Source organism: Trichocoleus sp. FACHB-40, assembly GCF_014695915.1.
In the GTDB taxonomy this organism is placed as follows: Bacteria; Cyanobacteriota; Cyanobacteriia; order Cyanobacteriales; family FACHB-T130; genus Funiculus; species Funiculus sociatus.
In genome coordinates, this window is the sequence record NZ_JACJPF010000098.1 from 14449 (window position 1) to 38399 (window position 23951).

The following is a 23951-nucleotide window of genomic DNA, read 5'->3' on the forward strand; positions in this document are numbered from 1 at the left end:
AAATAGGAGATTTAAGCCTGATCTGGTGCAACCCGCGCATAAAAAATGCCACGAATTTTAACTTCTTTAACTTCGCCAGCTCCTAGATCCGTATCAGAAGGCTGTTCGCTTTCAAAGGTTCCGGCAATTTCACCAGTGACGTTATCCACCTTGGCGACTTGCAGGGAAATGCTACCCTTCAAGGTGTCTACACGCTTGACATTAGCACGAGTCAGTTCCTGAGAATCGGATTGGGCTGGGAGTCCTACTGCATTATCATAGCCACTGGCTACACCGCGACCTTTAGGATCGAGGAAAGTTGCCCCCCGATAGGAGGGAACGTTAAACTCGCCCTCAAAGTCGGTCGAGGTGTTAATGCTGTCCATTCCGGGCTGACTTCTGGCAACCAGGTTTTTAATTGTGAACAGGAAGGGTACTCGTTCGCCACCAGGCAGCTGAACAGTTGTGGCTTGGAAGTCGAGACCATCCTCTTCAACCAAGCTCAGACGGTTATTTTCATCAACTTTCAGTTCACCTAGCACCTGGTCGATGCTAGATGTATACCGTGTCAACAACTTGCCTGGAACGAATTGGGCGGCTTGCCGTTTGTTGGCAGATTCTTCTTTGACAAAGAAGCTGGTCGGCTGTAAGCACAGGTTAGTAACTTTATATGTCTGGCTAGGATCGATGGGAATGGAACTGCGAGTCGTTTCAGAGAGTTGAGGGCAGCTATTTGCTAGACCCGTGCCTCGAATCTGGTCGTAGGTGAGTGGAGTTGGAGTGGAAGTCGCGTTGGCTGGACCTTCACTACAAGCAGTTAGTACCCCCAAGCACAATGCCAGGAAGGCAACAATGAAAGCGCGATACCTCATGGTCAACCTCAATATCTAATTTAGGAATCCCTACCAGTAAAATCTGGGGTGGGGTTTAAGTGACAGGGGACAAAAGTGAAATTCTTAATTTTGCTCGGAATCGTTCGGCTTAGAATCTCTAAAGTGAATTTTACAAGGCTTTGTGTTGCCTTTATCCTGAAGCTGCGGGTAAATTATTTCAATCCCTTTATTTCCATCCCTAATAGGGATTTAGACCCATGCCGTGCTTACACACCACACCAATTTACCAATAGGTCGATTGTGCAGTGATCGCTCTAGTTAAGGAAACACTCCGTTAAAGTTGAAAACAGCATGGACAGACAAATCACCCGCATGAACAGTAACAAAGATGTTGAGTCGGGGCTTTTTGGGTCAGAATTGGAAGCAATCGCTATTTCTGTTCGGTCTTTGGCAAAGACTTGTCAGAAAGATACTTTGGCTTTGTTGGCAATGCTTCGCACGTTAGAGGATTTGCACCGCGAGATTCGGGAAGGTGTATTTCAGACTTCTTTACCGGATAATCGTCAAGCTCTATACAATCTGTTGAAAGATATGGAAGAAGCTGGTGGCTGGCCTTACATTGAGCGCATGAGGCTGCGATCGCTTCTCGAACATCTGTCAGCTTCAAATGGCAATTCCCCAACTGTCAAGCACGAGTCAGGCTCTCAAGAGGACGATGGCGGTAGTCCTTAGTTTGTAAGCGTTGGTTAGGGAGGGTTTTAACTTGACAACTCTTAAGTGACCAATCACTAATGACTCCACAAATGTTAAGATCCGACCGTTATCACTGCAACACCCCCTGCTTTTATGCCGCTTGCTGTTAATCCCATTAAATTTGGTACAGATGGCTGGCGAGGTATCATCGCCGCAGATTTCACCTTCGAGCGTTTAACGCTTGTGGCACCGTTGGCGGCACAAGTCCTGGCAGATGTCTATGGTGAGGCGACAAGTCGGCGCACGATTATTGTGGGCTACGATCGGCGCTTTATGTCGGAAACTTTTGCTTTTGAGACGGCTCTTGCAGTGCAAGCTGCGGGATTTGATGTGCTGTTGAGCGATAGTTATGCCCCAACACCAGCATTTAGCTGGGCGGCTTATCAACGAAAGGCTCTAGGGGCTTTGGTGATTACGGCAAGTCATAATCCAGGGCCATATTCGGGGTTAAAAGTCAAGGGAGCATTTGGGGGTTCGGTTCCCCCAGAAATTACGCAAAAGATAGAAGCGCTGTTGGCTAAGGAATCGTCGCCAGTCAAAGGAAAGCCTGGAAGTTTGGAGAGGTTCGACCCGTGGTCTAATTATTGTGAAGCGCTACGGGCTAAAGTGGATATTGGCTGCATTCAGGATGCGATCGCGCAAAAGAAACTCAGTGTTTTTGCTGATGTGATGCACGGGGCGGCGGCATCCGGACTTGAACAACTGCTGGCGATGCCAATTGAGGAAATTAATAGTTCTCGCGATCCTTTATTTGGTGGAAGTGCGCCGGAACCTTTACCACGTTACCTTTCCCAGATGTTCCGGCAGATGCGGACTTACCGCCGCCGCAGTGGTGAGGGGTTGGCAGTAGGATTTGTGTTTGATGGAGATAGCGATCGCATTGCTGCTGTCGATGGGCAAGGAAATTTTCTCAGTTCCCAAATACTGATCCCGATTTTAATTGAACACATGGCATCGCGGCGGGGACTGACGGGGGAAGTTGTAAAAACAGTCAGCGGTTCCGATTTGTTTCCCCGCGTAGCGTCTCTGTACAATCTGCCAGTCTATGAGACACCGATAGGCTATAAGTACATCGCCGACCGGATGTTATTAACTAAGGTGTTAGTAGGCGGTGAAGAGTCTGGAGGCATTGGCTACGGTAATCATATCCCAGAGCGGGATGGGCTGCTGTCAGCACTGTATTTGTTAGAAGCGATCGCCCAGTCAGGACTAGACTTAAGCGAACTTTACCAACGCTTGCAGGAAAAAACAAATTTTACCTCAGCTTATGATCGCATTGACTTACCTTTAGCGAGTATGGACGTGCGATCGCGTTTACTCGAACAACTGCAAAAATCGCCTTTAACTGAAATTGCTGGTCAGTCAGTAACAGACTGTCTGACAATTGATGGTTATAAGTTCCGTTTAGCCAATGACAGTTGGTTGATGATTCGCTTTAGCGGTACGGAACCCGTTTTGCGACTGTACTGCGAAGCACCAACTCTCAAGCAGGTTTATCAGACCTTAGACTGGGCAAAAAATTGGGCTAATTCAGTTTGATAGCAACGGTAAAGAAAGCGATCGCTCAAGACGCTGGAAATTTTCACAGATATCCGTACAATTTGTAGAAGGAGAATTTAAGTAGACGTTTTCGCTTTGAAAGTGACAAAGCTTGAATCAGTCTGCCTAGCATCAAAGAGCATGAGAGAGAGTAAACACAATGGAAGTTACAGTAAACTGCGCTGAAGCCTGCGTTAACGGCTGCATTTTGGGTGACAAATGCCCCAATAAGGAAAATGCAGCGTCTGCCTCAAACTTCATCAAAGAGACTTCTTTAGATAGAATGCTGGAAATTGCTGACGAAGCGCGCAGAAAAAAAGCTATGCAGCCTCCCCAATGGGTGATTCCTGACTTTCCTTAATAAAAATTTTGGCTTGACAGTTAAAAACAATTGTAGCGAACTAAATTGCATCACATAGCAATCCTGTTTGAGTTGTGATTCCAATTAGGTAGAAACCCTGTTTCTACGCCTTTCGCAACTCAAATAGAAGTGCTATAATTGAGCGCCTTTTTCTAACTTGTTTAATTGGTCATCAGCAATCTGATACCAATCAATTCGGAAACGTGCATCTTCTGGGTTAGTTGTCAAACTACGTTGCTTTAATTCTGGATACTTCTGATAAAAAATTTCATCAACTTGACGAATAAAAACCGTTTCGGAAATCTTCAAAGCTTGGCGACGCTTAGTTATTTCAGCTACAAAATCCTGCTCTTTTTTACTTAGCGAACCATCGGCAGGTAATGGCGAAGATATTGCTGGAGGAAAGGACGATAAACGGGATTTTATTAAAGTCCAAGCCCCCATCCCGACTGCCAAAATCAGACTTACACTAATTCCTGTTTTCCAAAATTTTAACCAACTCAGCTTGTAAATTGGGTTAGGAATAGAAACACTGGGACTTTTACTTTTTTGACTGATAGTTGTTGGAGGAATTGGATAGGGGGGACTACCTACAACGTTCATAGTAGGAACTTGAGAAAGATGCGGGTTTACAGAGGGGAGGGCTAGGAGAATTTCTCTAGCTGACTGATAGCGATCGCCCGGATAATAAGCTAACATTTTATCCAAAATAATCGCTAACATAGGGCTAACCCTCGCCTCTTGTCGCCACCGCCAAGTTGCCTGAAAACTATCGAAAAGTTTTTGGGGTTCTTTGCCAGTTAGCAACACCAAAACTGTAACCGCCAAAGCATACAAATCGCTACAAGGAAAAGCATTTCCTTGGCGTATTTGTTCCTCTGGTGCGTAACCTTCTTTACCCAAGCGAGTAGCAGGCATCTGTCCGCTAAACTGGGAGGCAGCATTTACTGCCACTTGCTTAACGCCACCAAAGTCAATTAAAACTGGCAACTTATCGGAACTCCGCTGAATCAAGTTATCAGGGGATATATCTCGATGCACCACCCCTAGCGAATGGATGTAGTCCAATACTGGTAGAATTTGCCGCAGCAGTTGAATTATTTGGGCCTCATCAAACGGCTTCCCTGCTTTTAACAAATCGCAGTAGGTTTGCCCCTCTACATACTCTTGCACCAAAAATAGAGATTCCGTACCGCCAAGATTGACTCGGATCAATTCTCGGAAACGAGGAATCTGCGGGTGTTGCAGCTGGTAAAGAACCCCAGCTTCCCGCATAAACAACTCTTCAGCTTTTTCTAATTCCTTGCTGCCTTCAACTTGTGGTAAAAATTCTTTAAGTACGCAATGCTCACTGTACCGATTGGTATCTTCTGCAAGATAGGTACGTCCAAAGCCACCTTGCCCTAATTCTCGCACGACACAATAGCGGTTTTCTAGAACTGACCCGACGGGAAGAGGTGCGTCGATAGGCATAGTCAATTTACAGTAAGCAGCATTTTAAGCGTATTTTAACTATACGTGGATGCGATCGCTCTCATCTTACACCTATTAATTATTTGCTATACTCGCAACACTGGATAGTCAGGATGTGCTGGATTCGGAACTAGGCGCTGATTCTTACAATCTACAAGTAAATCTAACGTCTCCAATACAGTCTGACCTATTAACACTTGGTGGGCTGTCACCATTGTTGCTTCGATAGTCTGACGACCTTCTATTTCAATGATGACCGGTTCTGTCAGCCCGACTGCTTCCTCTCTACCATCAGCATATTTAGCTACCTGTTGACTCCTAATCCTTAAACCAAGATGCTTAGGTAGCACAGTGCGTGTAGCGCGAGTATCGACAAGTGCTTGTGTTTCATACACGCGCAATAAATTTGGGTTAAGCAGTCCGCGATTTACTAACTCTTCATCAATCGCATTTGTTAGCTTTACCTGCACTATAACTCCCCCTATACTCTCCCTAGGTGTCTTATTAGAACTACTGAGATTTGCATTATCTGTGTTTTATCCTATTTTATTAACTACGTGTAATCAATCAAAAAGTAGCCAAGTAAAATAATTACTGTAATGGTATGCGATCGCGTGTTGTGATACAACTTAGTAGCCGAACCTCTAGGCAACTTCAATAATATTTATCAGGACTCTCATTCTAATTTCATAACTTCAAATAAACTTGGCTTAATCCGTCTCAATACTTCCTCAAGTAAACCCTCTGGACACTTACCAATAAAACTCGCCTCTCTTGCACGATACATCTAAGGTATATTCCGAAGAACTTGGCAATGGTTGTAGTACCAGTTTTCCATTCTCTACGCTGCAAATAACAGTGTCATTCACATTGAGTTTTAGGTATTCAGAAATATGTTTGGGGATTCTAAAAGCCAAGGAATTTCCCCATTTGCCAATGTGCGCCTTGGTTTCCATATCAAACCGCCTTAAGGATATACAATGTATATTCTATACGTAGCAAATTTGGGTCAGGTTCCTCCAATTCCATCAGCCAAACTTGCCCCCTTCTGTGGCACCCTGAGAAACAGAGAGGAACGCAAAAAGTAAAGAAAAGGTTATGCAAACTCTGCCAATTCCCAACACTGCATCTAACGAACCCGCTTTTGACACCGCCATTAAGCGCCGCAAAACCCGTCCGGTAAAGGTGGGAAATGTCACCATCGGCGGCGGTTATCCGGTGGTGGTGCAGTCGATGATTAATGAAGACACCCTGGATATCGACGGATCGGTTGCCGGAATTCGTCGCTTGCACGAGATTGGCTGCGAAATTGTGCGCGTCACTGTGCCGAGTATCGGTCACGCTAAAGCTTTGGCGGAAATTAAACAGAAATTAATCCAAACTTACCAAATTGTGCCTTTGGTTGCCGATGTGCATCACAACGGGATGAAAATCGCCTTGGAAGTAGCCAAGCACGTTGATAAGGTGCGGATTAATCCTGGGTTGTATGTGTTTGAGAAGCCAAAAGCGGATAGAACTGAATATACTAAAGCTGAATTTGACGAGATTGGCGAAAAAATCCGCGAAACTTTAGAACCATTGGTGGTTTCCTTGCGAGATCAAGGTAAGGCGATGCGAATCGGAGTAAATCACGGTTCTCTTGCTGAAAGAATGCTGTTTTCCTATGGCGACACTCCTGAAGGGATGGTGGAATCTGCTATAGAATTCATCAGAATTTGCGAATCCCTGGATTTCCACAACCTGGTAATTTCCCTCAAAGCGTCGCGGGTTCCGGTGATGTTAGCAGCATATCGCTTGATGGCGAAGCGGATGGATGAACTGGGAATGGATTACCCTCTGCATTTGGGTGTCACGGAAGCTGGTGATGGCGAATATGGACGCATCAAGTCTACGGCAGGAATTGCTACCCTGTTAGCTGATGGAATTGGCGATACTATCCGGGTGTCTCTCACCGAAGCGCCAGAAAAAGAGATTCCCGTCTGTTACAGCATTCTGCAAGCTTTGGGTTTGCGGAAAACGATGGTTGAGTATGTCGCTTGTCCTTCTTGTGGTCGCACATTGTTTAACCTAGAAGAAGTGCTGCACGAAGTTCGGGAAGCAACTAAACACCTCACCGGGTTAGACATAGCAGTTATGGGTTGCATTGTCAATGGTCCCGGAGAGATGGCGGATGCTGACTATGGTTATGTTGGCAAACAACCTGGTTATATCTCGCTATATCGTGGCAGAGAAGAGATAAAAAAAGTACCAGAGTCGCAAGGAGTTGAAGAATTGATTAATTTAATTAAGGCAGACGGACGCTGGATTGATCCTTAAGTTAAGAAAAGTTAGGAGTTAAGAGTGAGGAATCAGGAATTGTAAACTCATAACTCCGAATTCTCTAATTCCGGACTGTCACCTAGTGCAGATGGATAGAGAAGTGCGCTCTAATGCTGGGTAGAAATTGCCTGTGTTAGAGTTAGCGTAATTCCTTGGCAGTAATTCCCCCCAGCTCAGACAGGAAAATGGTAATTACAAAACGTGGGCTTGTTCTAAGTGCGACAGCAGCAACAGTGGCTGCGATCGCTATTACCGGAGTAGGTATTCATCTCCCCAAAAGTCTAGCAGTCTTGCGCGAAAGCCCCAAGGAGCTAGTAGACGAAGTTTGGCAAGTCATCGACCGCTCTTATGTGGATGGCAGCTTTAACAAGGTAGATTGGCGCGCAGTTCGCAAAGAGTATCTCAATAAGTCTTACAGCAACAAGGAGGAAGCTTATGAAGCTATCCGGGAAATGCTGAAGAAACTGAATGACCCCTATACTCGGTTCATGGACCCAGGAGAGTTCAAGTCAATGCAAATTGACACTTCTGGGGAATTAACAGGGGTTGGTCTGCAACTTGCCCAAGATGAAAAAACCAAGAAGTTAACGGTAATTGCGCCAATTGAAGATACCCCAGCTTCTAAGGCTGGTGTATTGGCTAAGGACATCATCACCAAAATCGATGGCAAAACTACCGATGGGATGGATGTCAATGACGCGGTGAAGCTGATTCGGGGACAGCCGGGAACCTCAGTGACGCTGACGGTTCAGCGGGGGGACAAGGAATTAATGTTTCCTCTGAAGCGGGCGCGAATTGAAATCCATCCGGTGCGCTTTAGCAAGAAGACAAGTCCCACTGGCGACATCGGCTATATTCGCCTGACTCAGTTTAGCGCTAATGCTTCTAAGGAAATGTCAGACGCGATTAAAGCTTTGGAGGAGCAGAATGTAAATGGCTACATTCTGGATCTGCGCTCTAATCCAGGCGGTTTACTGTACTCTAGTATTGAAATTGCCCAAATGTGGCTCAAAGAAGGCACGATTGTCTCAACATCCGATCGCCAGGGAGAAAGGGATCGAGAGACGGCTAATAATCGGGCCTTGACTGATAAACCCCTGGTGGTGCTGGTGGATGGCGGATCGGCTAGCGCTAGCGAAATCCTCTCTGGAGCTTTGCAGGATAACAAGCGGGCTGTTTTGGTGGGTACAAAGACCTTTGGTAAAGGTTTGGTGCAATCGGTGCGGGGCCTGGGCGATGGTTCGGGTTTGGCGGTGACGATCGCTAAATACTATACTCCCAAGGGTCGCGATATCAACCAAGCGGGAATTGTCCCGGATCAGGTGCTGGAACTGTCGGATGAACAGCGCAAGTCGTTGCAGACTGACCGAGATAAAATCGGCTCTCAGGACGATCCTCAATACGCGAAAGCGCTGGATGTGCTGAATCAGGAGATTGCTGCGAAAAAAGGAAATAGGGCAGAAAAGAAATTTTAGATTTTCCTCCCGCCGAAGGAGTTTCTGGACTTCTGATGATTTTGGGTTGAATCTATGGTTCTCATTTGTGTGTAATACTTCTGACCTCTCCCCAACCCCTCCCCTACAAGGGGAGGGGCTAATTCTCCTTTTCTACAAGGGAAGGGGGTTGAATCGTTAGGTCTGTATTTGACTCAACTGCGAACCGCTATAGAATCTAAAATTTCAAATTATGCGGGTTGGCACTTTCCAGCGCGGATTAAGCCGATGCGACGAGCGATCGCTTCCTCTTGGGAATTAAATGGCCCCCAGCGTTCCACAAATGCTGATTCTTCCTCCCCTTCGACGCGATCGCTGGGGATAATTTCGCATTTTTGATGTTGTCGCTTGACAATATACCAAGTTTGTGAATTAGTCATTTTAAGTAAAAGTTAATTCCACACAGAGATACTACTAGGGTTTTGGAGCGGCTGCATTGGTTGAAGTTCCTATGTCTGGCTGTAACAGGATTGGCAAACCACCTTGCCCTTGACCACCCATCACCACAATTTTAGAATTGGGGGATTGAGCTAGTTTTTCAGTGGCTTCAATTGCCCTCAATTGCAACATTCGGTCGCTCAGTCCTTGAGAAATTATTTTTTGAGAATCAGAAATACCTCTGGCTTGAATGCGTTTTCGCTCAGCCTCTTGACGCTCTTTTTCTAGAGTAAATTTCATCTGCTGGCTTTGCTGCTCGACTTGGAGTTTTTGCTCAATTGCGGCTTGGAGCGTATCAGGAAGTTTAACTTCCCTCAACAAAGCTTCTTCAACTACAAAACCAAGAGGTAATAACTGCTCGCTTAGCCGTTGGCGAAGCTGATTAGCAACTTCTTGGCGTTTGGTCGAGTAAATTGCTACAGCCGGGTAACTAGCAGTAATTTCGCGGACAAGGGAGCGAAATCGGGAAGTAATAATATCTCCCTCTTCAGTGCCAATATTTTTATAAACTTCCGCCGCTTTCTGTGGATCTAGTCTGTATTGAAGACTAACATCGATATTGAAAGCTAAACCTTCTTGGGATGTAGCCTCTATAGTTTCCTTCACATCTTTCAGCCGAGTGGAAAATGTCTCGACTTCGGTAAAGGGATTGACTAAGTGGACACCAGGATTAAGGGTGCGTTCGGAAACCCTTCCCAAGGACTCTACAACGCCGATATTTCCAGCGGGGATAATCAATAAACTGCGGAAGACGGTAGAAAGCGCTGCAATTGCTCCAACAAGCGTTGCGATCGCTTGCACCGTCAAGCGGCCTCTTTCATTCTTAACTTTACCAGCATTCAAGAAAACGAGGATAGAAATTAACGTTATCAGGAGCGAAGCTATAAAAGACATAAATTTCCCTCCATCAGCTTTGAAAAATTACAACTTAATTTGATGATAGATCCTGCTGGTTAACGTTAGGTAATTAAACCGCCAAAAGCTAATTCGGGCTATTGTTTTTTTTAGCTATTGAGATTTAAAGAGTAATTAATCACAAACTTTGAAATAAACCATACGGTAAGGAAAAAGGCAAAAGAGTAAGATTACTTACGTTGCTATTTTTTGTCTGGTTTGTGTTTTTTCTCTTCTTTTTGCCTTTTTCCTTTTTCCTTTTTTAGCCGTTGGTGGCTAAGACTTTTTCAGCTAATTTTTCGGGGACTTCTTGGAGATGGTCGTGTTGCCAGTGGAAGAAGCCAACGCCCATTGTAAGACTTCGCAATTCTACGATAAAGTCGTGCATCTCAGCTTGGGGTAAATACGCGGAAACGCAATCCCAACCTGCCCAATCTGATTTAGCTTCGTAGCCGAGAATTTGTCCCCGCCGTCCGCTCAGTAGTTGGAGGACTTTGGAGGTAAACTCGCTGGGGGCGCATACTTGAACTGAGGTAATCGGTTCAAGCAGGGTTGGTTCGCACTTTTGCATTCCTTCCTGCATGGCAATTCGGGCAGCTTGTTTAAATGCCTGTTCCGAACTATCGACTGAGTGGTATGAACCATTTGTCAGCGTTACTGCTACATCGACGACTGGGAAACCCAAGGGGCCATGAGTGAGATATTCCCGCACTCCCATCTCAACGCCAGGAATATATTGCTTGGGAACGACACCGCCAACAATAGTTTGATTGAAGTTAAAGCCTTCGCCACGGGGTAGGGGTTTGATTTCCAGGTATACGTCGCCGAATTGCCCGTGTCCGCCGCTTTGGTGCTTGTAGCGCCCGTGAACTGAGGGGGCAGTTTTGCGGATGGTTTCTTTGTAGGGAACTCGTGGCAGATGGGTTGTCATCGGCAGGTTGTATTTGCGCCGCAGTCGGTCGAGAGCAACTTGCAGGTGAATGTCGCCTTGTCCCCAGAGGATGACTTCGTGAGTATCGCCGTGTTGTTCCCAGGCGAGGGACGGATCTTCTTCTAGCAGTTTGCTTATGGCGCTGCTGAGTTTAACTTCGTCGTTGCGCTTTTCGGGCGCGATCGCCATTGCGTAGACTGGGGAAGTCTGCTCGGCTTTCGGTAATTCGGTTGCCAATTGTGCATCGGCTGTCAAGGTATCGCCTGTTTTAATTGCTTCCAAGCGTCCCAGTGCCACAATTTCACCAGCTTGGGCTTGTGTGACAGTTTGCTGTTGCTGTCCCATCAATCGGTACAATCCGCCAGCACGAACCCCATTCAGGACAATTCCATCTGTTAACGTACCTTGCCAAACCCGCACGAGGGAGAGTTTCCCACCTTGGGGAGTGTAATAGGTTTTAATAACTTGCGCTAAGGGAGCATCGGCGTGGAGAACAATTCCCCGACGTTCGGCAGTAGTTGCGGGATCTGGTGCTTCTCGCAATAAAGCTTCCAGCAGGGGTCGCACTCCATAATCTTGCTCAGCAACCCCCAGGAACACAGGCACAATTAAATCTGCCCCTAACTCCATTTTCAAGTCTTGGATAATTTCTTCTTGGGGCGGGTTAATTTCCTCTAGCAGTTCTTCTAGCAAGTGGTCGTCAAAATCTGCCAATGCTTCCAGCATCTCTGTGCGTGCTGCTTGCTCTTGTTCTTTCAAGTCTTCTGGCATTGGCACCGGGTCAGCTGGCGCACCCGGATGGTAATGATAAGCTTGTTCGCTCACCAAGTCGATAAATCCGGTCAGTTGTTCGCCTTGACCGATGGGATACTGGTGTGGGACGATCGGGCGGCTGGAAACTGTTTTCAGGGCGTTTAGCACGTCCATGAAGTTGTTGTTCGCCCGATCCATTTTGTTGATAAAGACTAGGTGCGGGATTTCCCAGTCGTCGAGAAATTTGAATAATGGTGCGAGGGTGAGGACGCGATTGGTGTGCGGTTCGCAGACTACAATCGCTGCATCCACGCCAATTAGAGCGTTATAGGTTTCTTGTGCAAATTCTACCGAGCCGGGACAATCTACAAAAGTGAAGCGGACATCGCCGTACTCTGTGCTGGCAGTACATACCTCTACACTCATCTGGCGATCGCGTGCTTCTTGGGAACTATCTGCGACCGTGTTACGGTCTACAGTACGTCCTTTGCGGGAAATTGTCCCACTGACGAACAGCAAACTTTCCAGTAATGTAGTTTTGCCACTTAAATACGGGCCGACAATTGCAACATTTCGTGTCCCGGAAACGACTTTTTCGTTCATAATTCACCTCCAAGAAAAAAAGGAGAGAAGCAGATTGACACCATTGGCAATCGGCGGGATGTTCCCGCTCTCCTTTCTGGGTGCCATTAACTGCTTGTTAGCCGTATGGATTTATTTATCCCTGACTGTGAGATTAGCGCGTTTGACTTCCCTGAAATGAAAGTTGCAATTTCTTTTAAAGCAAACTCACCCAAAAATTAACTTAGATAAATTACTATTAAATAAGCGTAAATTTTATCAATAAATGAAACAGATTAAAAAGTATTTGTTAGAAAAATACTGGATATCAGGTCAACAAGCGTAACAATTGTAAACAAAAAGGTGACTCGAAAAATGGGAAGGCATCGGCATCTGGAATGGATAAATATACCTCACAGGCCCAAGCCTGGAACCGCACGAAAAAACCCGGCGTCCGCGAACTTTGTTCCTAGGCCCTTAACTTTAGTCGTTAGGCTCTCGGTGTTACTGGTGGGGATAATGCCCCCGGTTGCCGCTTTACCAACTTCTACGCCTATAACAGTCGCGCAAGCGCCACAGGCGGTGGATTCGGTAAATCAGGGTTTGCAGATGATTCAACAGGGGAAAGTATCAGAAGCGATCGCATCCTTTCAACGCGCCACCCAACTCGATCCCAAACTGGCACCAGCCCATTACAATTTAGGTCTAGCTTTGCGGCAGGCGGGACAATTACAACCATCAGCGGATGCCTTTTACCAAGCGACACAAGCCGATCCCAAATTTGCCTTAGCTTTTGCCAATTTAGGCGCTGCGCTGCTGGAGGGCAACAATTTACAGCAGGCGGGTGATTATTTAGTCCGGGCGCTGGAAATCGATCCTAAGTTGGGGGTAGCGCATTACAATCTGGGTTTGGTAAGGGAACAGCAGGGAGATTGGGAGAAAGCGATCGCATCTTTTAAAAAAGCTATGCAGTTGAGTCCAAATGCACCAGAACCTGCTTATCATTTGGGCTTATCTTATTTACAACAAAATAAAAATAACGAAGCTAAAAAAGCATTTCAACAAGCCTTAAAAATCAGCCCTAAATACCCCGAAGCTCACTACAATCTCGGTTCAATTTTAATGAATCAAGGAAAATTAGACGAAGCTTTAAACGCTTTTCGCCAAGCAGCCGAAGCTAATTCTAATTACGCCAATGCCTACTATGCAGCGGGTTTAGTATTTTTGCGCCAAGGCAAATACAGGGATGCTCAGCAATTACTACAATACGCAAAAGACCTCTACGCTGCTCAAGGTAACACCCAGTGGGTGAGGAATTCTCAGGAATTATTGCAAAGAGCGCAAAATCCTAATTAAGGCTCACCCGGATCAATTAATTGCTGGTGCGATGTACTTTGACGCGCCTAGCCGGATCTTGCTTCTTCACCCATGACAAAAATTTCTGCATCTGAGGTTCATCCTTCAGTCTTTCCACACAGTTGAGTTCTTGGGCTAATCTCGTATTATCAAACAAAGTATGTATCTGTCGATGGCAGGCAGAACAGATATTTGTAGTAGGGCCTGGATCTTCATTTTTCCGCTTGGTTTTCTGTCGCGGAACTAGATGATGTACAGTTAATTTTTCTACTTCTCTTTCGCACAATTCGCACTGCATTGATTGCTAGAACTCCTACTCCCTTACTTGGTAAAATAAATTATCATTGCCTTTAACAAAGTTATGATCTTTACAAGCATTACTTGTTTAATTATATAATTATTATAATAATTTCTAGAGCGACCCTATTTGATTAGCGAACCGCTGAGACACAGAGGAAGAGAAAAGAGAGAGCTTGATAAATAAATTAGGATTGCTATATTAGAAAAAAAATCGGTAAATATACGAATTTAGAACCAAGGGAGAGAGTGGTAGGTGTATTAAAGAAAGAAGCGATCGCTTCCATGAACCTCATCCTTCGCCCTTGCAAAATTCATGTATCAAAATTATCAGAAAAATAGTGTTATCCCAGGTGCAGCATTTGTTACCGCAGGCGCGGCGACAGGTGCCGGAGTTTCCGCCGCTGTTGGCGGGATGGGATTAGTTGGAGGATTTGGAGCTGTTGGGCTTGGGATGGCACCAGTTACGGCGGCGGGAGCTGTTGCTGGCGCTGCTGCCTACGGAGCTTTTACAGCGATAGGAGAAGGAGATACTTTCGCTTTAGGTGCCATAGGAATTGGTGCAGCAGGTGGCGCTAGTTTTTACTCAGTTTTTGGCGGCATGGGATTAGCCTTTAAAGGAACGGCTGTAGGAATTGGCATGGCTCCGATGACGGCTGTTGGTGCAGTAATTGGACTGGGAATTTATGGGTTGCATAAAGCTCTCAAATCAGAGTCAGGAGAGCGTTTAATGGGTGCAATAGATGCCTTCCAGCGAATGGAAGAAAAAGTTTTATGGCAAGAAGCTTACACCGAGGCACTTTTAGAATTAGAACTTGCAGCATTAGAAAAAAAGTTAGCTGGTGATGCTATAGAAAGAAAATTTGCTAATTGGGAACTGGAGGGTGAGTTAGAGGAATTGAAGGCTAAAATGCAGCCAAAAACTAATTCAAACTTCTTTAAACCAAATGTCAACTCATTTGCAACCCCTGAAACTTATGTCACCACGACACAGCCATTAAAAAGCAAGTTTTCTTCTCCTGAAATTGAAGCAAAACTGATGCGAGTAGAGGCACAGGCATCTCATTGTTGGAAATGCGTACATACTCTTAAAGGACACTCAGGCTCGGTTAATTCCGTTGCTGTCAGTCCCGATGGTGAAATCGTTGCCAGTGGGAGTGATGATAGAACAGTTACTTTGTGGAATCTGAAGACAGGAAAAAAGATTTTCACCTTTATTGGACAAGCACAGGAAGTTTATTCAGTGGCAATTAGTCCAGATAGTAAGACTCTTGTGAGTGGCAGTTTTGATCAAAAAATTACTAGCTGGAATTTGCGAAAAAATGAATTTATCCGCACCTTCTTTTATTTAAACTCAGCCTACAGTCATTCCGGCTTTGTTTACTCGGTTGTCTTCAGCCCAGATGGAAAAATTATTGCTAGTGGAAGTGCCGATAAAACTATCAGGCTTTGGAATGGCTACGGGGGAAAATTAATCCGTACTATTAATGGACATTCAGATGCGGTTTTGTCTGTTGTTATTAGTCCCGATAGTCAAACTATCGCTAGTGGAAGCGCCGATAAAACTATTAGGCTTTGGAATTTGATTAGCGGACAACAGCACCACATTCTCGCGGGGCATTCCGGTTGGGTTAATTCTGTTGCCTTCAGCCCCGATGGAAAGACTCTCGCTAGTGGGAGTGGAGACACTACAATCAAGTTCTGGAATCTCAAAACCGGAGAATTAATTCGCACTTTCTCAGGACATTCATCTAGGGTTAATTCTGTTGCCTTTAGCCCCGATGGAAAAACTTTCGCCAGTGGCAGCACCAACAGCGTTAAAATTTGGAACCTGCACACTGGAGAATTGCTAGAAACTCTTTCTGGACGTGGTGCGGTTGCTTTTAGTGCTGATGGAAATACCTTGGTGAGTGGCGCTAATGGCGGCACTATTAAAATTTGGCATCAGTCCTGTGAGACGAACAAATCTCAATCTAACTTTGTGCTATCTGGGGAATGGTGGGAAGTTTTGGGTGTGGAAAAAAGTGCTTATCCTAGCGATGTGAAGCGTGCATACATTCGCTTGGGAAGGCAGTATCATCCTGATATTAATTCTTCTGCTAGTGCTAAAGCTACAATGCAGGCAATTAATCAGGCATATGACCAGTACCAGAAAGAAATAAGCGGCAATACGGTTCGGTTAAGATAATGCAGCCTACCCAACACATGAGTAGAGACGTTCTATAGAACGTCTCTACTAAGAAAATTGGAAGATTTATTTAGGAGGGCTATAGTAAGCTTTTAATTCTTGCCCAGAGGACAAGTAACAGGCTGATCTCCCAAGGAATCTATGAATGTAGTTTCATCTTTGTAATGCCGGGGAGTTTGCAGTAATAATCGCCAAGCTTGTCCGGCATCTAATAAGTTATGTTGTTCTGGATAGTGTATCATTAACAAGTTTTGAACCATTGGATAATAGTCCGAGTTCATTGCCGGAAAAATATGATGTTCCGTATGGTATGAGAAATTTAAGTGCAGCAAATCAAAGATTTTGGGAACTCGGAGAGAGACACTATTCATCAGCGGATCGTTAACGCTGGTCATCTCGCATATCATGTGATTTGTATAAATATAAAACATGACACCAGCGTAGCCAATTGCAAGCGGGAGGAAGTAGCTGAGTAGGAGTTTGATGGGGTTAAAGTCTAGATACGCGATGATACTGAAATGAATCCCTAATATTAATAGAAATTCCCAGGCGATCGCTTGCCTATCTTTGCCACTCACTTTAAAAGCAGCAGGCACATAATCTACAGACTCATTATTAAACAACACTACCGAAGTTAGGTTGCGAAAAGTATGAACCAGCCATGCTGATGTCATCCCTACAGTTAACCATAACGGATTAACTTCAGTAGATGGGACGAATAGATTTTGAATCCATTTTCCCCAAGTATCAGGCTGTTGATATAAGTAATTGCGATCTGGATCTTTCAGGGAATTAGTATTATTGTGATGCACTCGATTATGAACTGCTTTCCACAACGTCGGTGGCATCCACATAATCGTTAATCCGAGAAAGCTTACCAAACGCATCAGGCGAGAATTTCTAATCGCGCTGCCGTGCATGAGGTCATGGGAGCTGAATAGTAAAACAATGACACTATTGCCCATTACCAGGCTTAGCGGTAAATAAAGCCACAATAAATATACAGACCAACGGTCTAACTTAGATGCGATCGCCCAGCCCAATATCAGAATTGCTACATTAATTAATAAAATGAATAACTTATTGGGATCGGGTGCAAACGCAGCATCAGGAAGAAGAGGACGCAATTTTTTGGCGTACTCTGCTTGAGGAATCATTACTTGGTTATCCAAAATTAAAGACCTGTATTTTAACTTAACAGATTTTTATTCTATCCTATCTTCAGAAATATATTTGTTTTTGGTTTCGTTAAAAAAAACTTAAAAATTTTTCCGTTTATTATCAATAAATATAGTTTAAATGAAAATCCTTTTTCCTGAAACCCGCGCTATTAATAGATTTCTTAAAGATAACTGTAACCTATAACATATTCTACCTCTTTAGAGGGATGGAATCAAAAAAACGGTAGCTTAAGCTCCAGCTATCCCAATCCTCTAGATAGATTACGAGGGTGGCTATGACTTCAACTTCAGTATTAGAAAACATCGAAAATATATCCCTTTAGTAGGGGATGTCAATATCAAAACCCCATTAGCATATAAGACCAGCCGTGGGGCTGTCAAGGTAGTTAACGCAGCACAAATGGCAGTAGCAGAGGCTTATATTAACGGATTTGAAGTGCCTGATGCTGTACTGCGATCGCTTTTCGATACCTTCATGCCCATCTTGTTCAAATATTTTCCCTCTCTTTTAGCACCCTACGGCTGGGTATTAAAAGAAACCGATCATCTCGCCGAAGGTTCGCGAGATCAGTATGACTTGCCACAAGCCATGCTGAATACAATGTTAGGAGATGGGAAACTTATTTATCCCAAATACAGCATGGCATTGTGGGAAAAAGGCGCAGCCAATCTTGAGCAAGCCAAGCCTAAATGCAAATGATCGATGATGTAATTGAGAAGCTAGAGATCAAAGACGGCGACAATATTTTAGACTTTGGCTGTGGTTGGGGATGCGTTCCCAATTATATTCTTTCCAAGTTCCCCAATGTCAAGTTTACGGGAGTTAATTTGAGCCACGAACAATGCGAATATATGCGTGGCAAAATGCAAGATCCGGAAAGTTACCTTAGTTCAGGACGATTTACGCTGTATGAAGGCGACTTAAATGATGCCTTCTTTGACACAAAGTTTGACAAAATTCTCTCGATTCGCGTTTTCTGCCATGTGGGTAATTTAACCAAAGCCTTCCAGAAATTAGCTTTATTCTTGAAGGAGGACGGCAAACTTTTTATTCACATCATCACAGTCCGCACCCCTAACAACATCTCCAGCGTTTACACCCACAAATATATTTTTCCGCATGGCCGTTACTGGAATTTCGATGCAGTTCCTAGCCATAACAAAGACCTAAAAACCATTCAAAGATGGTACCTCAACGGCTATAACTACTCTACAACCTTTGCTAACTGGCTAAAAAACTTTGATGACAATCAGGCAACAAACAAACAGTTAGACTATGGCATCGAGTATGCAAATTTCCGCCGGATTTGGAGGTTTTATTTGATATGGTTTGTTCGCAACTTTGCTAGTTGTAATGGGGAATATAACGGCAACGGTCAATTTTTATTGACTCATACTTAATGCAGTCTCAAATTGAGGCATAGCGTCTAACATTGGCGTTTCCAAGCCTAATAATAGAAGAGAAGCGAGGGAAATATCTATAACTTAATCGTGGATGCTGCCATCAGGCATGATAGCTCCCTTGAGGTTAGCTCCCCTGAGATTGGTTTGAGATAAATTTGCGCCATGTAAGTTGGCTCCAGTGAGGTTGGCTCCCCTCAAATCTGCCCAAACCAAATCTGCCTGACTCAGGTTAGTACCGCTGAGGTTGGCTTCACGCAGGTTGACTCCGGGGAGATTGGCTTTACTCAGGTCTATCCCTGCCAGACACACTTGAGGAGCAATTAACAACGCTCCTGCTGAGGCAGGTTCAAACCATTCAGGAAACTTAGTTTGTTCGTTGTAGAGAGCTTTTTGTAAGTTAGCTTTGAGTAAGTTTGCCTCCCGCAAGTCAGCCTCATAAAGGTGTGTTGAACTCAAGTTTGCCTCACAGAGGTTGGCTCCACTCATGTCGGCTCCCCGCAGGTCGGCTAAACTCAAATTGGCTCTACTCAGCTCAGCGCCAATTAAGTCAGCGCCAATCAAGTCGGATAAACTCAGATTTGCTCCACGCAGGTTGGTGCCAATCAAGTCAGCTAAACTCAGATTAGCTGCAATTAAGTAGGCTCCAATCATCTCGGCTCCGCTCAAGTCGGCTCTACGCAAATCTGCCTCGCACAGGTCAGTCAGTTCCATGTTGGCTGCTGCTAGAGTAGCTCGGCTGAGAATGGCTCGGCTAAAGGTTGCCTTCTTTAGGTTTGCCCCACTGAAATCCACCTGACTGAGATTTGCCCCGCTTAAGTCGGTATTAGACAGTTCGGCTAGACAAAAATCTCTTTCTCCAGCTGCGTATCTCCTGAATAGTTCATCCGCGTCCATCAATTAACCCCTTGGTTTCCTCCCTCATTCAGTAGATTAAGCTATCACAATAAAAAAAGCCCCCAGCTGGAGGCAAATTTTTTATTGTAGTGCTTCAAAAACACTTAAAGCAGATAGAGGATTGTGAACAGAACAATCCACACGATATCAACGAAGTGCCAGTAAATTTCTGCGGCTTCAACGCCAAAGTGGTGTTCATTGCTGTAGTGGCCGGGTTTGAGACTGCGCCACAACACAGCACCAATTGCCCCAAGTCCTAAGAATACGTGCAAACCGTGGAAGCCAGTCAAAACATAAAAGGTGCTGGCAAATAAGTTAGTGCTAAGACCAAATTCTAAGTGGCTGTATTCGTAAAGCTGACCGCAAAGGAAAATTGCGCCCATGATGCCAGTTAAGGCAAACCATGTCCGCAAACCTTTGACGTCATTCTTTTTGATGGCGGTGTCAGCATTGTGGATCACAAAGCTGCTAGAAATCAGAATTATGGTGTTGATTCCAGGTAGCAATAGCTCTAGTTTTGGCGTTCCTTCGGGGGGCCAAGACGGTGCAACTGCTCGGAAGGCGAGATAAGCAATAAATAAGCCGAAAAAGATCATGCCTTCTGCTACCAGAAATACAATCAGCCCCTCGATGCGAAAATCGTGATGTTCTACGCCGTGGGCTTCCACTGCTGCTTCTGGCTCGTGGTGATAATTTAGGGCAGTTTTTGCTGGGTCAATTGTTGAACCTTGCATGAATCTCCTCTATAAAGAATTGGGAATTGGGGATTAAGAATTAGGGATTGGGAATTGGGAAAAAGTCTTACCTAGTCTCTAGTCCCTAGCCCCCAGTCCCTAATCCCTATTAACGATTGTGACTTTCTCCTTGACGGTCATCGGGATGAGCCGCAACAGCTGGATCTGGATCTGCACGTAAGGCGGAGTCAGGGCCGGCAGACAAGACTGGATTTCGAGGATCGTCGAGGGGGACATCTACCTTGGTGCGGCGATCGCCCATGCCGTAGTCATAAGGGCCAGTGGCTAACACTGGGTCTTTCTCAAAGTTTTCTACTGGGGGGGGCGAAGTCGTCATCCACTCTAGGGTTAGTCCGTCCCAAGGGTTGTCGGGTGCTTTGGGGCCAGCTATCCAACTCCAGCAGGCATTGACAATGAAGGGAATGGTGGAAACGGCAAGTATATACGCTCCAATGCTGCAAATTAGGTTGAGTGTGGCAAATTTGGGGTCATACTCGGCAATCCGCCGATTCATGCCTTCCATACCCAACTTGTGCATTGGTAGAAAAGCCAAGTTGAATCCAATAAACATCAGGACAAAGTGAACTTTGCCCCAAGCTTCGTTCAACATCCGCCCGGTCATCTTAGGGAACCAGTGGTAGAATCCGGCGTAGATGCCGAAAACGCTGCCGCCAAAGAGGACGTAGTGCAGGTGAGCAACTACAAAGTAGGTGTCGTGAACGTGGATGTCGAAGGGTACAGCCGCCAACATAACGCCGCTGATGCCGCCGATAACGAACATGGAGATAAAACCGAGAGCGAATAGCATGGCGCTGTTGAGGCGCAGTTTGCCGCCCCAAATTGTGGCTAACCAGCTAAAGACTTTAATGCCAGTTGGTACGGCGATTACCATTGTGGTGATCATGAAGAACATCCGCAACCAGGCTGGGGTACCGCTAGTAAACATATGGTGCGCCCAGACGATTAGCCCCAAAAAGCTGATAGCTAGGCTGGAATATGCGATCGCCTTGTACCCAAAAATCGGTTTGCGAGAGTGTACTGGCAGAATTTCTGAGATCATCCCAAACATGGGGAGGATCATGATATAAACCGCCGGGTGGGAGTAAAACCAGAACATATGCTGGTACACGACGGGATCACCGCCACCCGTGGGGTTAAAGAAGCTAGTCCCCACCAGCAGGTCAAAGGCCAGGAGAATCAATGCCCCTGCTAATACCGGAGTGGAAATGACAGCTAAGCAGGAGGTGGCGAACATTGACCAACAGAATAAGGGCATTTGGTTCCACCCCATCCCTGGTGTCCGCATCTTCCAGATGGTGACGATAAAATTGATCCCTGCCAAGATGGAGGACGTTCCCAGCAACAGGACGCTCATAATCCAAATCGCTTCCCCAGCTTTACCGCTGACGATGCTCAAAGGGGGGTATGAAGTCCAACCTGCGCCTGGTGCGCCGACGAAGAAACTGCTCATCAGCAGTATGCCGGCGGGGGGGATCATCCAGAAAGCGATCGCATTCAGTCTGGGAAACGCCATATCCCTTGCCCCAATTAGCAAAGGCACCAGATAATTCCCAAACCCACCAGTTCCCGCAGGTACGATCCACAGGAAAATCATCACCGTCGCGTGGACTGTAAATAAGCTGTTGTAAACATCCGGTGCAACAAAATCCGACGCTGGCGTTGCCAATTCCGTGCGGACTGCTGTTGCCAGTGCGCCACCGATCAGATAAAAAATAAACGTTGTAACCAGGTATTGAATCCCGATCACTTTGTGGTCGGTGCTAAAGCCAAAATATTCTCGCCAATGCGTTACCTTCGGTTCGTCACCGTGAGCAGGTATATTGGCACGTTCTTGAAGCTGTGCTTGTGTCATAACTAATCGCAGGATTGCTGATTGCTAATTGAAGGATTGCTAATTGGCTTTTTTTACCATTACCCATCCTGACCTTAGCGATTAATGGTTGTGGAGATGGTGTAGGCTTTCGGTTGTGACACCCATCTCACTCGCGTAGGGAGCCAAAAACTCAGCATTGGAGAGTTCTACAGGATTCACTGCAACAGACTGATTTAGAGATTCGTTTCTAGCAACTTCTTGCTGTTCGCCCATCCATTTATCGTAGTCTTCGCGTGTCTCGACAATTACTTTTGTCTTCATCACTCCATGATAGGCACCACAGAGTTCCGCACAGATTACTGGATATTCACCCACTTTATTAGGTGTGAACCGCAGTTCACTTTGCCGTCCTGGAACTGCATCCTGCTTCAACCGAAACTCAGGCACCCAAAAAGCGTGTATTACATCATTAGCTGAGATGTTTAGTTTCACTTCCCGCCCGATGGGAAGGTGTAATTCGCCTGTGGTAACGTTCGTGTCAGGGTAGCTAAAAAGCCAAGCAAATTGCAGGCCCGTAACATTGATTACGTATTCTGGAGCTTGACCTTCCTTATCAGGCGTAGGGCCGATTCGGGGAGAAGTTACGCCTAGTCCTTCAGAATCGCGTTTTTGGGGAAGTTCCTTGCGATTCAGGGCTGTGGCGGGATCGTCTAGGGCTTCTTCTTGTAGCTGTTGATTGCGATTTTCCGTATCTGTCAGGGTGGCAGCGATCGCGGCTCCTGGCATTCTGGCAAAATGTTTATCACTCTTGACATGGGCAACCGAGTGATCCATTGGGCTGATTCCGCCCATCTGGCTGTAAACCTCAAAACTGTAGATAGAGATTCCCAGAACAATCACCGCCGGGATCGCTGTCCACAAAATTTCTAAGGGGATGTTGCCATGCACTGGTGGCCCGTCTGTGTTGTCATCTGGGCGACGGCGAAATCTAATAACTGAAATGACGATTATCCCTTCAACTATCAGAAACAGCCCTGTCGAAATGGTCATCATGGCGTTAAACAGCTTGTCCACCAAGGGAGCTTCCTGGGAAGCTGCTATCGGCAGAAGACCATGATTTTGACCGTACCAGAGGCTGACAAGGGTGACAACAATGCCAACCAGTAAAGTTATTATCTGACTTGGGATGTTCACGGTTATGTCTTCGATTCCTGCAAAACTGCTGAACAAAATAATCTGGGAATTCAAGCCACAGACAGGATTTATTAGTCAGTCGTCAGTTGTCTGGGAAGAGGTGTCAAGTTGTCCAGTTGAAACCCCAGAAGGTTCTAACAACTTTCAAACGCCCACGACAACGGATAAATAAGTAGCTCTATGTCGATCTTAGGAAATCCAAATCAGTTCAGCTTACTTACCACGGTAAGCCTAAGCGAGCTTGCTGGCCAGTAAACCTCCCCTATCTTTATAGATTTCTTTGGGATCGCGCTCTGTCGATGGGTAGGTGGTGCAGCGTCTATGGCGCTGAATTCCGATAATATTTAATTATTGTAACGATTAGTAAAGAATATGTAATCGAATATACCAAACTCTCCCAATCGGAAGAAATTCCTAAAGCTTTAGCTGATGGTGCAGCAAGGTTATTAGAGTGGTAGCTAGAGTCAGTCATTTTTCCAGCTAGGATGCTAGCTTGGGGATGAGCGGATACTCAGGATTTGATTAAGCAAAATTTGCTTTGG

Annotated in this window: 23 protein-coding genes; 10 read left to right on the top strand and 13 right to left on the bottom strand. The window is 45.5% G+C overall.

Annotated features, from left to right (window positions below; translation table 11 throughout):
• Positions 1-11 precede the first annotated feature (11 nt).
• Positions 12-851, bottom strand: a complete 840-nt coding sequence (locus H6F63_RS21115; RefSeq protein ID WP_190427194.1) for a photosystem II manganese-stabilizing polypeptide — start codon at positions 849-851, stop codon at positions 12-14.
• Positions 852-1163: 312 nt separating this feature from the next.
• On the opposite strand from H6F63_RS21115, the gene H6F63_RS21120 reads away from it, so the two are divergent.
• The 3 genes from H6F63_RS21120 (at position 1164) to H6F63_RS21130 (ending at position 3465) form a co-directional block, all read left to right on the top strand.
• Positions 1164-1544: a hypothetical protein gene (locus H6F63_RS21120; protein ID WP_242019075.1), complete on the top strand. Its 381-nt coding sequence runs from the start codon at positions 1164-1166 to the stop codon at positions 1542-1544.
• A 114-nt stretch (positions 1545-1658) separates the two neighbouring features.
• Positions 1659-3104 (top strand): phosphoglucomutase/phosphomannomutase family protein, encoded by a 1446-nt coding sequence (locus tag H6F63_RS21125; RefSeq protein ID WP_190639428.1) that lies wholly within the window; start codon positions 1659-1661, stop codon positions 3102-3104.
• Between the two features lie 160 nt (positions 3105-3264).
• Positions 3265-3465 carry a hypothetical protein gene (locus H6F63_RS21130; RefSeq protein ID WP_190639429.1) on the top strand — a complete coding sequence of 67 codons (201 nt, stop codon included), beginning with the start codon at positions 3265-3267 and terminating at the stop codon, positions 3463-3465.
• A 132-nt stretch (positions 3466-3597) separates the two neighbouring features.
• On the opposite strand, the gene H6F63_RS21135 is transcribed toward H6F63_RS21130, so the two are convergent.
• The 3 genes from H6F63_RS21135 to H6F63_RS31150 form a co-directional block, all read right to left on the bottom strand.
• A complete protein-coding gene (locus tag H6F63_RS21135; RefSeq protein ID WP_190639430.1) occupies positions 3598-4938 on the bottom strand; it encodes a serine/threonine-protein kinase in 1341 nt (446 codons plus the stop codon).
• A gap of 86 nt (positions 4939-5024) precedes the next feature.
• The gene (locus tag H6F63_RS21140) at positions 5025-5408 is read right to left on the bottom strand and encodes a clan AA aspartic protease (RefSeq protein ID WP_347276823.1); all 384 of its coding nucleotides are present in this window, start codon (positions 5406-5408) and stop codon (positions 5025-5027) included.
• Positions 5409-5690: 282 nt separating this feature from the next.
• On the bottom strand, positions 5691-5894 hold the full coding sequence (locus H6F63_RS31150) for an AbrB/MazE/SpoVT family DNA-binding domain-containing protein (RefSeq protein ID WP_190639431.1): 204 nt from the start codon (positions 5892-5894) through the stop codon (positions 5691-5693).
• Between the two features lie 142 nt (positions 5895-6036).
• Between H6F63_RS31150 and ispG the strand changes: the two genes are divergently transcribed.
• Positions 6037-7254 carry a (E)-4-hydroxy-3-methylbut-2-enyl-diphosphate synthase gene (ispG, locus tag H6F63_RS21150; protein ID WP_190423131.1) on the top strand — a complete coding sequence of 406 codons (1218 nt, stop codon included), beginning with the start codon at positions 6037-6039 and terminating at the stop codon, positions 7252-7254.
• A 188-nt stretch (positions 7255-7442) separates the two neighbouring features.
• Positions 7443-8732: a carboxyl-terminal processing protease CtpC gene (gene ctpC, locus H6F63_RS21155; RefSeq protein ID WP_190639432.1), complete on the top strand. Its 1290-nt coding sequence runs from the start codon at positions 7443-7445 to the stop codon at positions 8730-8732.
• A gap of 209 nt (positions 8733-8941) precedes the next feature.
• On the opposite strand, the gene H6F63_RS21160 is transcribed toward ctpC, so the two are convergent.
• The 3 genes from H6F63_RS21160 to H6F63_RS21170 all read right to left on the bottom strand — a co-directional run bounded on the left by H6F63_RS21160 (position 8942) and on the right by H6F63_RS21170 (position 12369).
• Positions 8942-9130, bottom strand: a complete 189-nt coding sequence (locus H6F63_RS21160; protein WP_190639433.1) for a transposase — start codon at positions 9128-9130, stop codon at positions 8942-8944.
• Positions 9131-9164: 34 nt separating this feature from the next.
• Positions 9165-10082: a prohibitin family protein gene (locus tag H6F63_RS21165; protein WP_190639434.1), complete on the bottom strand. Its 918-nt coding sequence runs from the start codon at positions 10080-10082 to the stop codon at positions 9165-9167.
• A gap of 262 nt (positions 10083-10344) precedes the next feature.
• Positions 10345-12369, bottom strand: coding sequence for an elongation factor G (locus H6F63_RS21170; RefSeq protein WP_190639435.1), 2025 nt, complete (start codon positions 12367-12369; stop codon positions 10345-10347).
• A gap of 477 nt (positions 12370-12846) precedes the next feature.
• On the opposite strand from H6F63_RS21170, the gene H6F63_RS21175 reads away from it, so the two are divergent.
• Positions 12847-13683 carry a tetratricopeptide repeat protein gene (locus H6F63_RS21175; RefSeq protein ID WP_190639436.1) on the top strand — a complete coding sequence of 279 codons (837 nt, stop codon included), beginning with the start codon at positions 12847-12849 and terminating at the stop codon, positions 13681-13683.
• Between the two features lie 16 nt (positions 13684-13699).
• Here H6F63_RS21175 and H6F63_RS21180 read toward each other — a convergent pair whose 3' ends face one another.
• Positions 13700-13981, bottom strand: a complete 282-nt coding sequence (locus H6F63_RS21180; RefSeq protein ID WP_190639437.1) for an HNH endonuclease — start codon at positions 13979-13981, stop codon at positions 13700-13702.
• Positions 13982-14296: 315 nt separating this feature from the next.
• On the opposite strand from H6F63_RS21180, the gene H6F63_RS21185 reads away from it, so the two are divergent.
• Positions 14297-16168: a DnaJ domain-containing protein gene (locus H6F63_RS21185; protein ID WP_190639438.1), complete on the top strand. Its 1872-nt coding sequence runs from the start codon at positions 14297-14299 to the stop codon at positions 16166-16168.
• Positions 16169-16260: 92 nt separating this feature from the next.
• On the opposite strand, the gene H6F63_RS21190 is transcribed toward H6F63_RS21185, so the two are convergent.
• Positions 16261-17325, bottom strand: coding sequence for a fatty acid desaturase (locus H6F63_RS21190; protein WP_190639439.1), 1065 nt, complete (start codon positions 17323-17325; stop codon positions 16261-16263).
• A 424-nt stretch (positions 17326-17749) separates the two neighbouring features.
• Between H6F63_RS21190 and H6F63_RS30175 the strand changes: the two genes are divergently transcribed.
• Complete coding sequence (locus tag H6F63_RS30175) at positions 17750-18049, top strand: hypothetical protein (RefSeq protein ID WP_242020007.1); 300 nt, start codon at positions 17750-17752, stop codon at positions 18047-18049.
• Entirely contained in the window at positions 18040-18750 is a 711-nt protein-coding gene (locus H6F63_RS21195; protein ID WP_242020009.1) for a class I SAM-dependent methyltransferase, read from the top strand. Before H6F63_RS30175 ends, H6F63_RS21195 begins: the two co-directional genes overlap by 10 nt.
• Before the next feature lie 84 nt (positions 18751-18834).
• Here H6F63_RS21195 and H6F63_RS21200 read toward each other — a convergent pair whose 3' ends face one another.
• The 4 genes from H6F63_RS21200 to H6F63_RS21215 form a co-directional block, all read right to left on the bottom strand.
• Positions 18835-19647 carry a pentapeptide repeat-containing protein gene (locus H6F63_RS21200; protein WP_190639440.1) on the bottom strand — a complete coding sequence of 271 codons (813 nt, stop codon included), beginning with the start codon at positions 19645-19647 and terminating at the stop codon, positions 18835-18837.
• A 104-nt stretch (positions 19648-19751) separates the two neighbouring features.
• On the bottom strand, positions 19752-20381 hold the full coding sequence (locus tag H6F63_RS21205) for a heme-copper oxidase subunit III (RefSeq protein ID WP_190423158.1): 630 nt from the start codon (positions 20379-20381) through the stop codon (positions 19752-19754).
• A gap of 109 nt (positions 20382-20490) precedes the next feature.
• Entirely contained in the window at positions 20491-22254 is a 1764-nt protein-coding gene (gene ctaD / locus H6F63_RS21210; protein ID WP_190639441.1) for a cytochrome c oxidase subunit I, read from the bottom strand.
• Positions 22255-22335: 81 nt separating this feature from the next.
• Positions 22336-23409: a cytochrome c oxidase subunit II gene (locus H6F63_RS21215; RefSeq protein WP_190639442.1), complete on the bottom strand. Its 1074-nt coding sequence runs from the start codon at positions 23407-23409 to the stop codon at positions 22336-22338.
• Positions 23410-23413: 4 nt separating this feature from the next.
• Here H6F63_RS21215 and H6F63_RS21220 point away from each other — a divergent pair, with 4 nt between their 5' ends.
• The gene (locus H6F63_RS21220; RefSeq protein WP_190440935.1) at positions 23414-23581 is read left to right on the top strand and encodes a hypothetical protein; all 168 of its coding nucleotides are present in this window, start codon (positions 23414-23416) and stop codon (positions 23579-23581) included.
• The last annotated feature ends 370 nt before the right edge of the window (positions 23582-23951 follow it).

Coding starts and splice junctions, on each gene's coding strand:
- H6F63_RS21125 (WP_190639428.1), top strand. CDS start 1,659: ATGCCGCTTGCTGTTAATCCCATTAAATTTGGTACAGATGGCTGGCGA.
- H6F63_RS21115 (WP_190427194.1), bottom strand. CDS start 851: ATGAGGTATCGCGCTTTCATTGTTGCCTTCCTGGCATTGTGCTTGGGG.
- H6F63_RS21130 (WP_190639429.1), top strand. CDS start 3,265: ATGGAAGTTACAGTAAACTGCGCTGAAGCCTGCGTTAACGGCTGCATT.
- H6F63_RS21170 (WP_190639435.1), bottom strand. CDS start 12,369: ATGAACGAAAAAGTCGTTTCCGGGACACGAAATGTTGCAATTGTCGGC.
- H6F63_RS30175 (WP_242020007.1), top strand. CDS start 17,750: ATGGCAGTAGCAGAGGCTTATATTAACGGATTTGAAGTGCCTGATGCT.
- H6F63_RS21190 (WP_190639439.1), bottom strand. CDS start 17,325: ATGATTCCTCAAGCAGAGTACGCCAAAAAATTGCGTCCTCTTCTTCCT.
- H6F63_RS21185 (WP_190639438.1), top strand. CDS start 14,297: ATGTATCAAAATTATCAGAAAAATAGTGTTATCCCAGGTGCAGCATTT.
- ispG (WP_190423131.1), top strand. CDS start 6,037: ATGCAAACTCTGCCAATTCCCAACACTGCATCTAACGAACCCGCTTTT.
- H6F63_RS21205 (WP_190423158.1), bottom strand. CDS start 20,381: ATGCAAGGTTCAACAATTGACCCAGCAAAAACTGCCCTAAATTATCAC.
- H6F63_RS21180 (WP_190639437.1), bottom strand. CDS start 13,981: ATGCAGTGCGAATTGTGCGAAAGAGAAGTAGAAAAATTAACTGTACAT.
- H6F63_RS21200 (WP_190639440.1), bottom strand. CDS start 19,647: ATGGACGCGGATGAACTATTCAGGAGATACGCAGCTGGAGAAAGAGAT.
- H6F63_RS21160 (WP_190639433.1), bottom strand. CDS start 9,130: ATGACTAATTCACAAACTTGGTATATTGTCAAGCGACAACATCAAAAA.
- ctpC (WP_190639432.1), top strand. CDS start 7,443: ATGGTAATTACAAAACGTGGGCTTGTTCTAAGTGCGACAGCAGCAACA.
- H6F63_RS21195 (WP_242020009.1), top strand. CDS start 18,040: ATGCAAATGATCGATGATGTAATTGAGAAGCTAGAGATCAAAGACGGC.
- H6F63_RS21120 (WP_242019075.1), top strand. CDS start 1,164: ATGGACAGACAAATCACCCGCATGAACAGTAACAAAGATGTTGAGTCG.
- ctaD (WP_190639441.1), bottom strand. CDS start 22,254: ATGACACAAGCACAGCTTCAAGAACGTGCCAATATACCTGCTCACGGT.
- H6F63_RS31150 (WP_190639431.1), bottom strand. CDS start 5,894: ATGGAAACCAAGGCGCACATTGGCAAATGGGGAAATTCCTTGGCTTTT.
- H6F63_RS21220 (WP_190440935.1), top strand. CDS start 23,414: ATGTCTTCGATTCCTGCAAAACTGCTGAACAAAATAATCTGGGAATTC.
- H6F63_RS21165 (WP_190639434.1), bottom strand. CDS start 10,082: ATGTCTTTTATAGCTTCGCTCCTGATAACGTTAATTTCTATCCTCGTT.
- H6F63_RS21135 (WP_190639430.1), bottom strand. CDS start 4,938: ATGCCTATCGACGCACCTCTTCCCGTCGGGTCAGTTCTAGAAAACCGC.
- H6F63_RS21175 (WP_190639436.1), top strand. CDS start 12,847: ATGCCCCCGGTTGCCGCTTTACCAACTTCTACGCCTATAACAGTCGCG.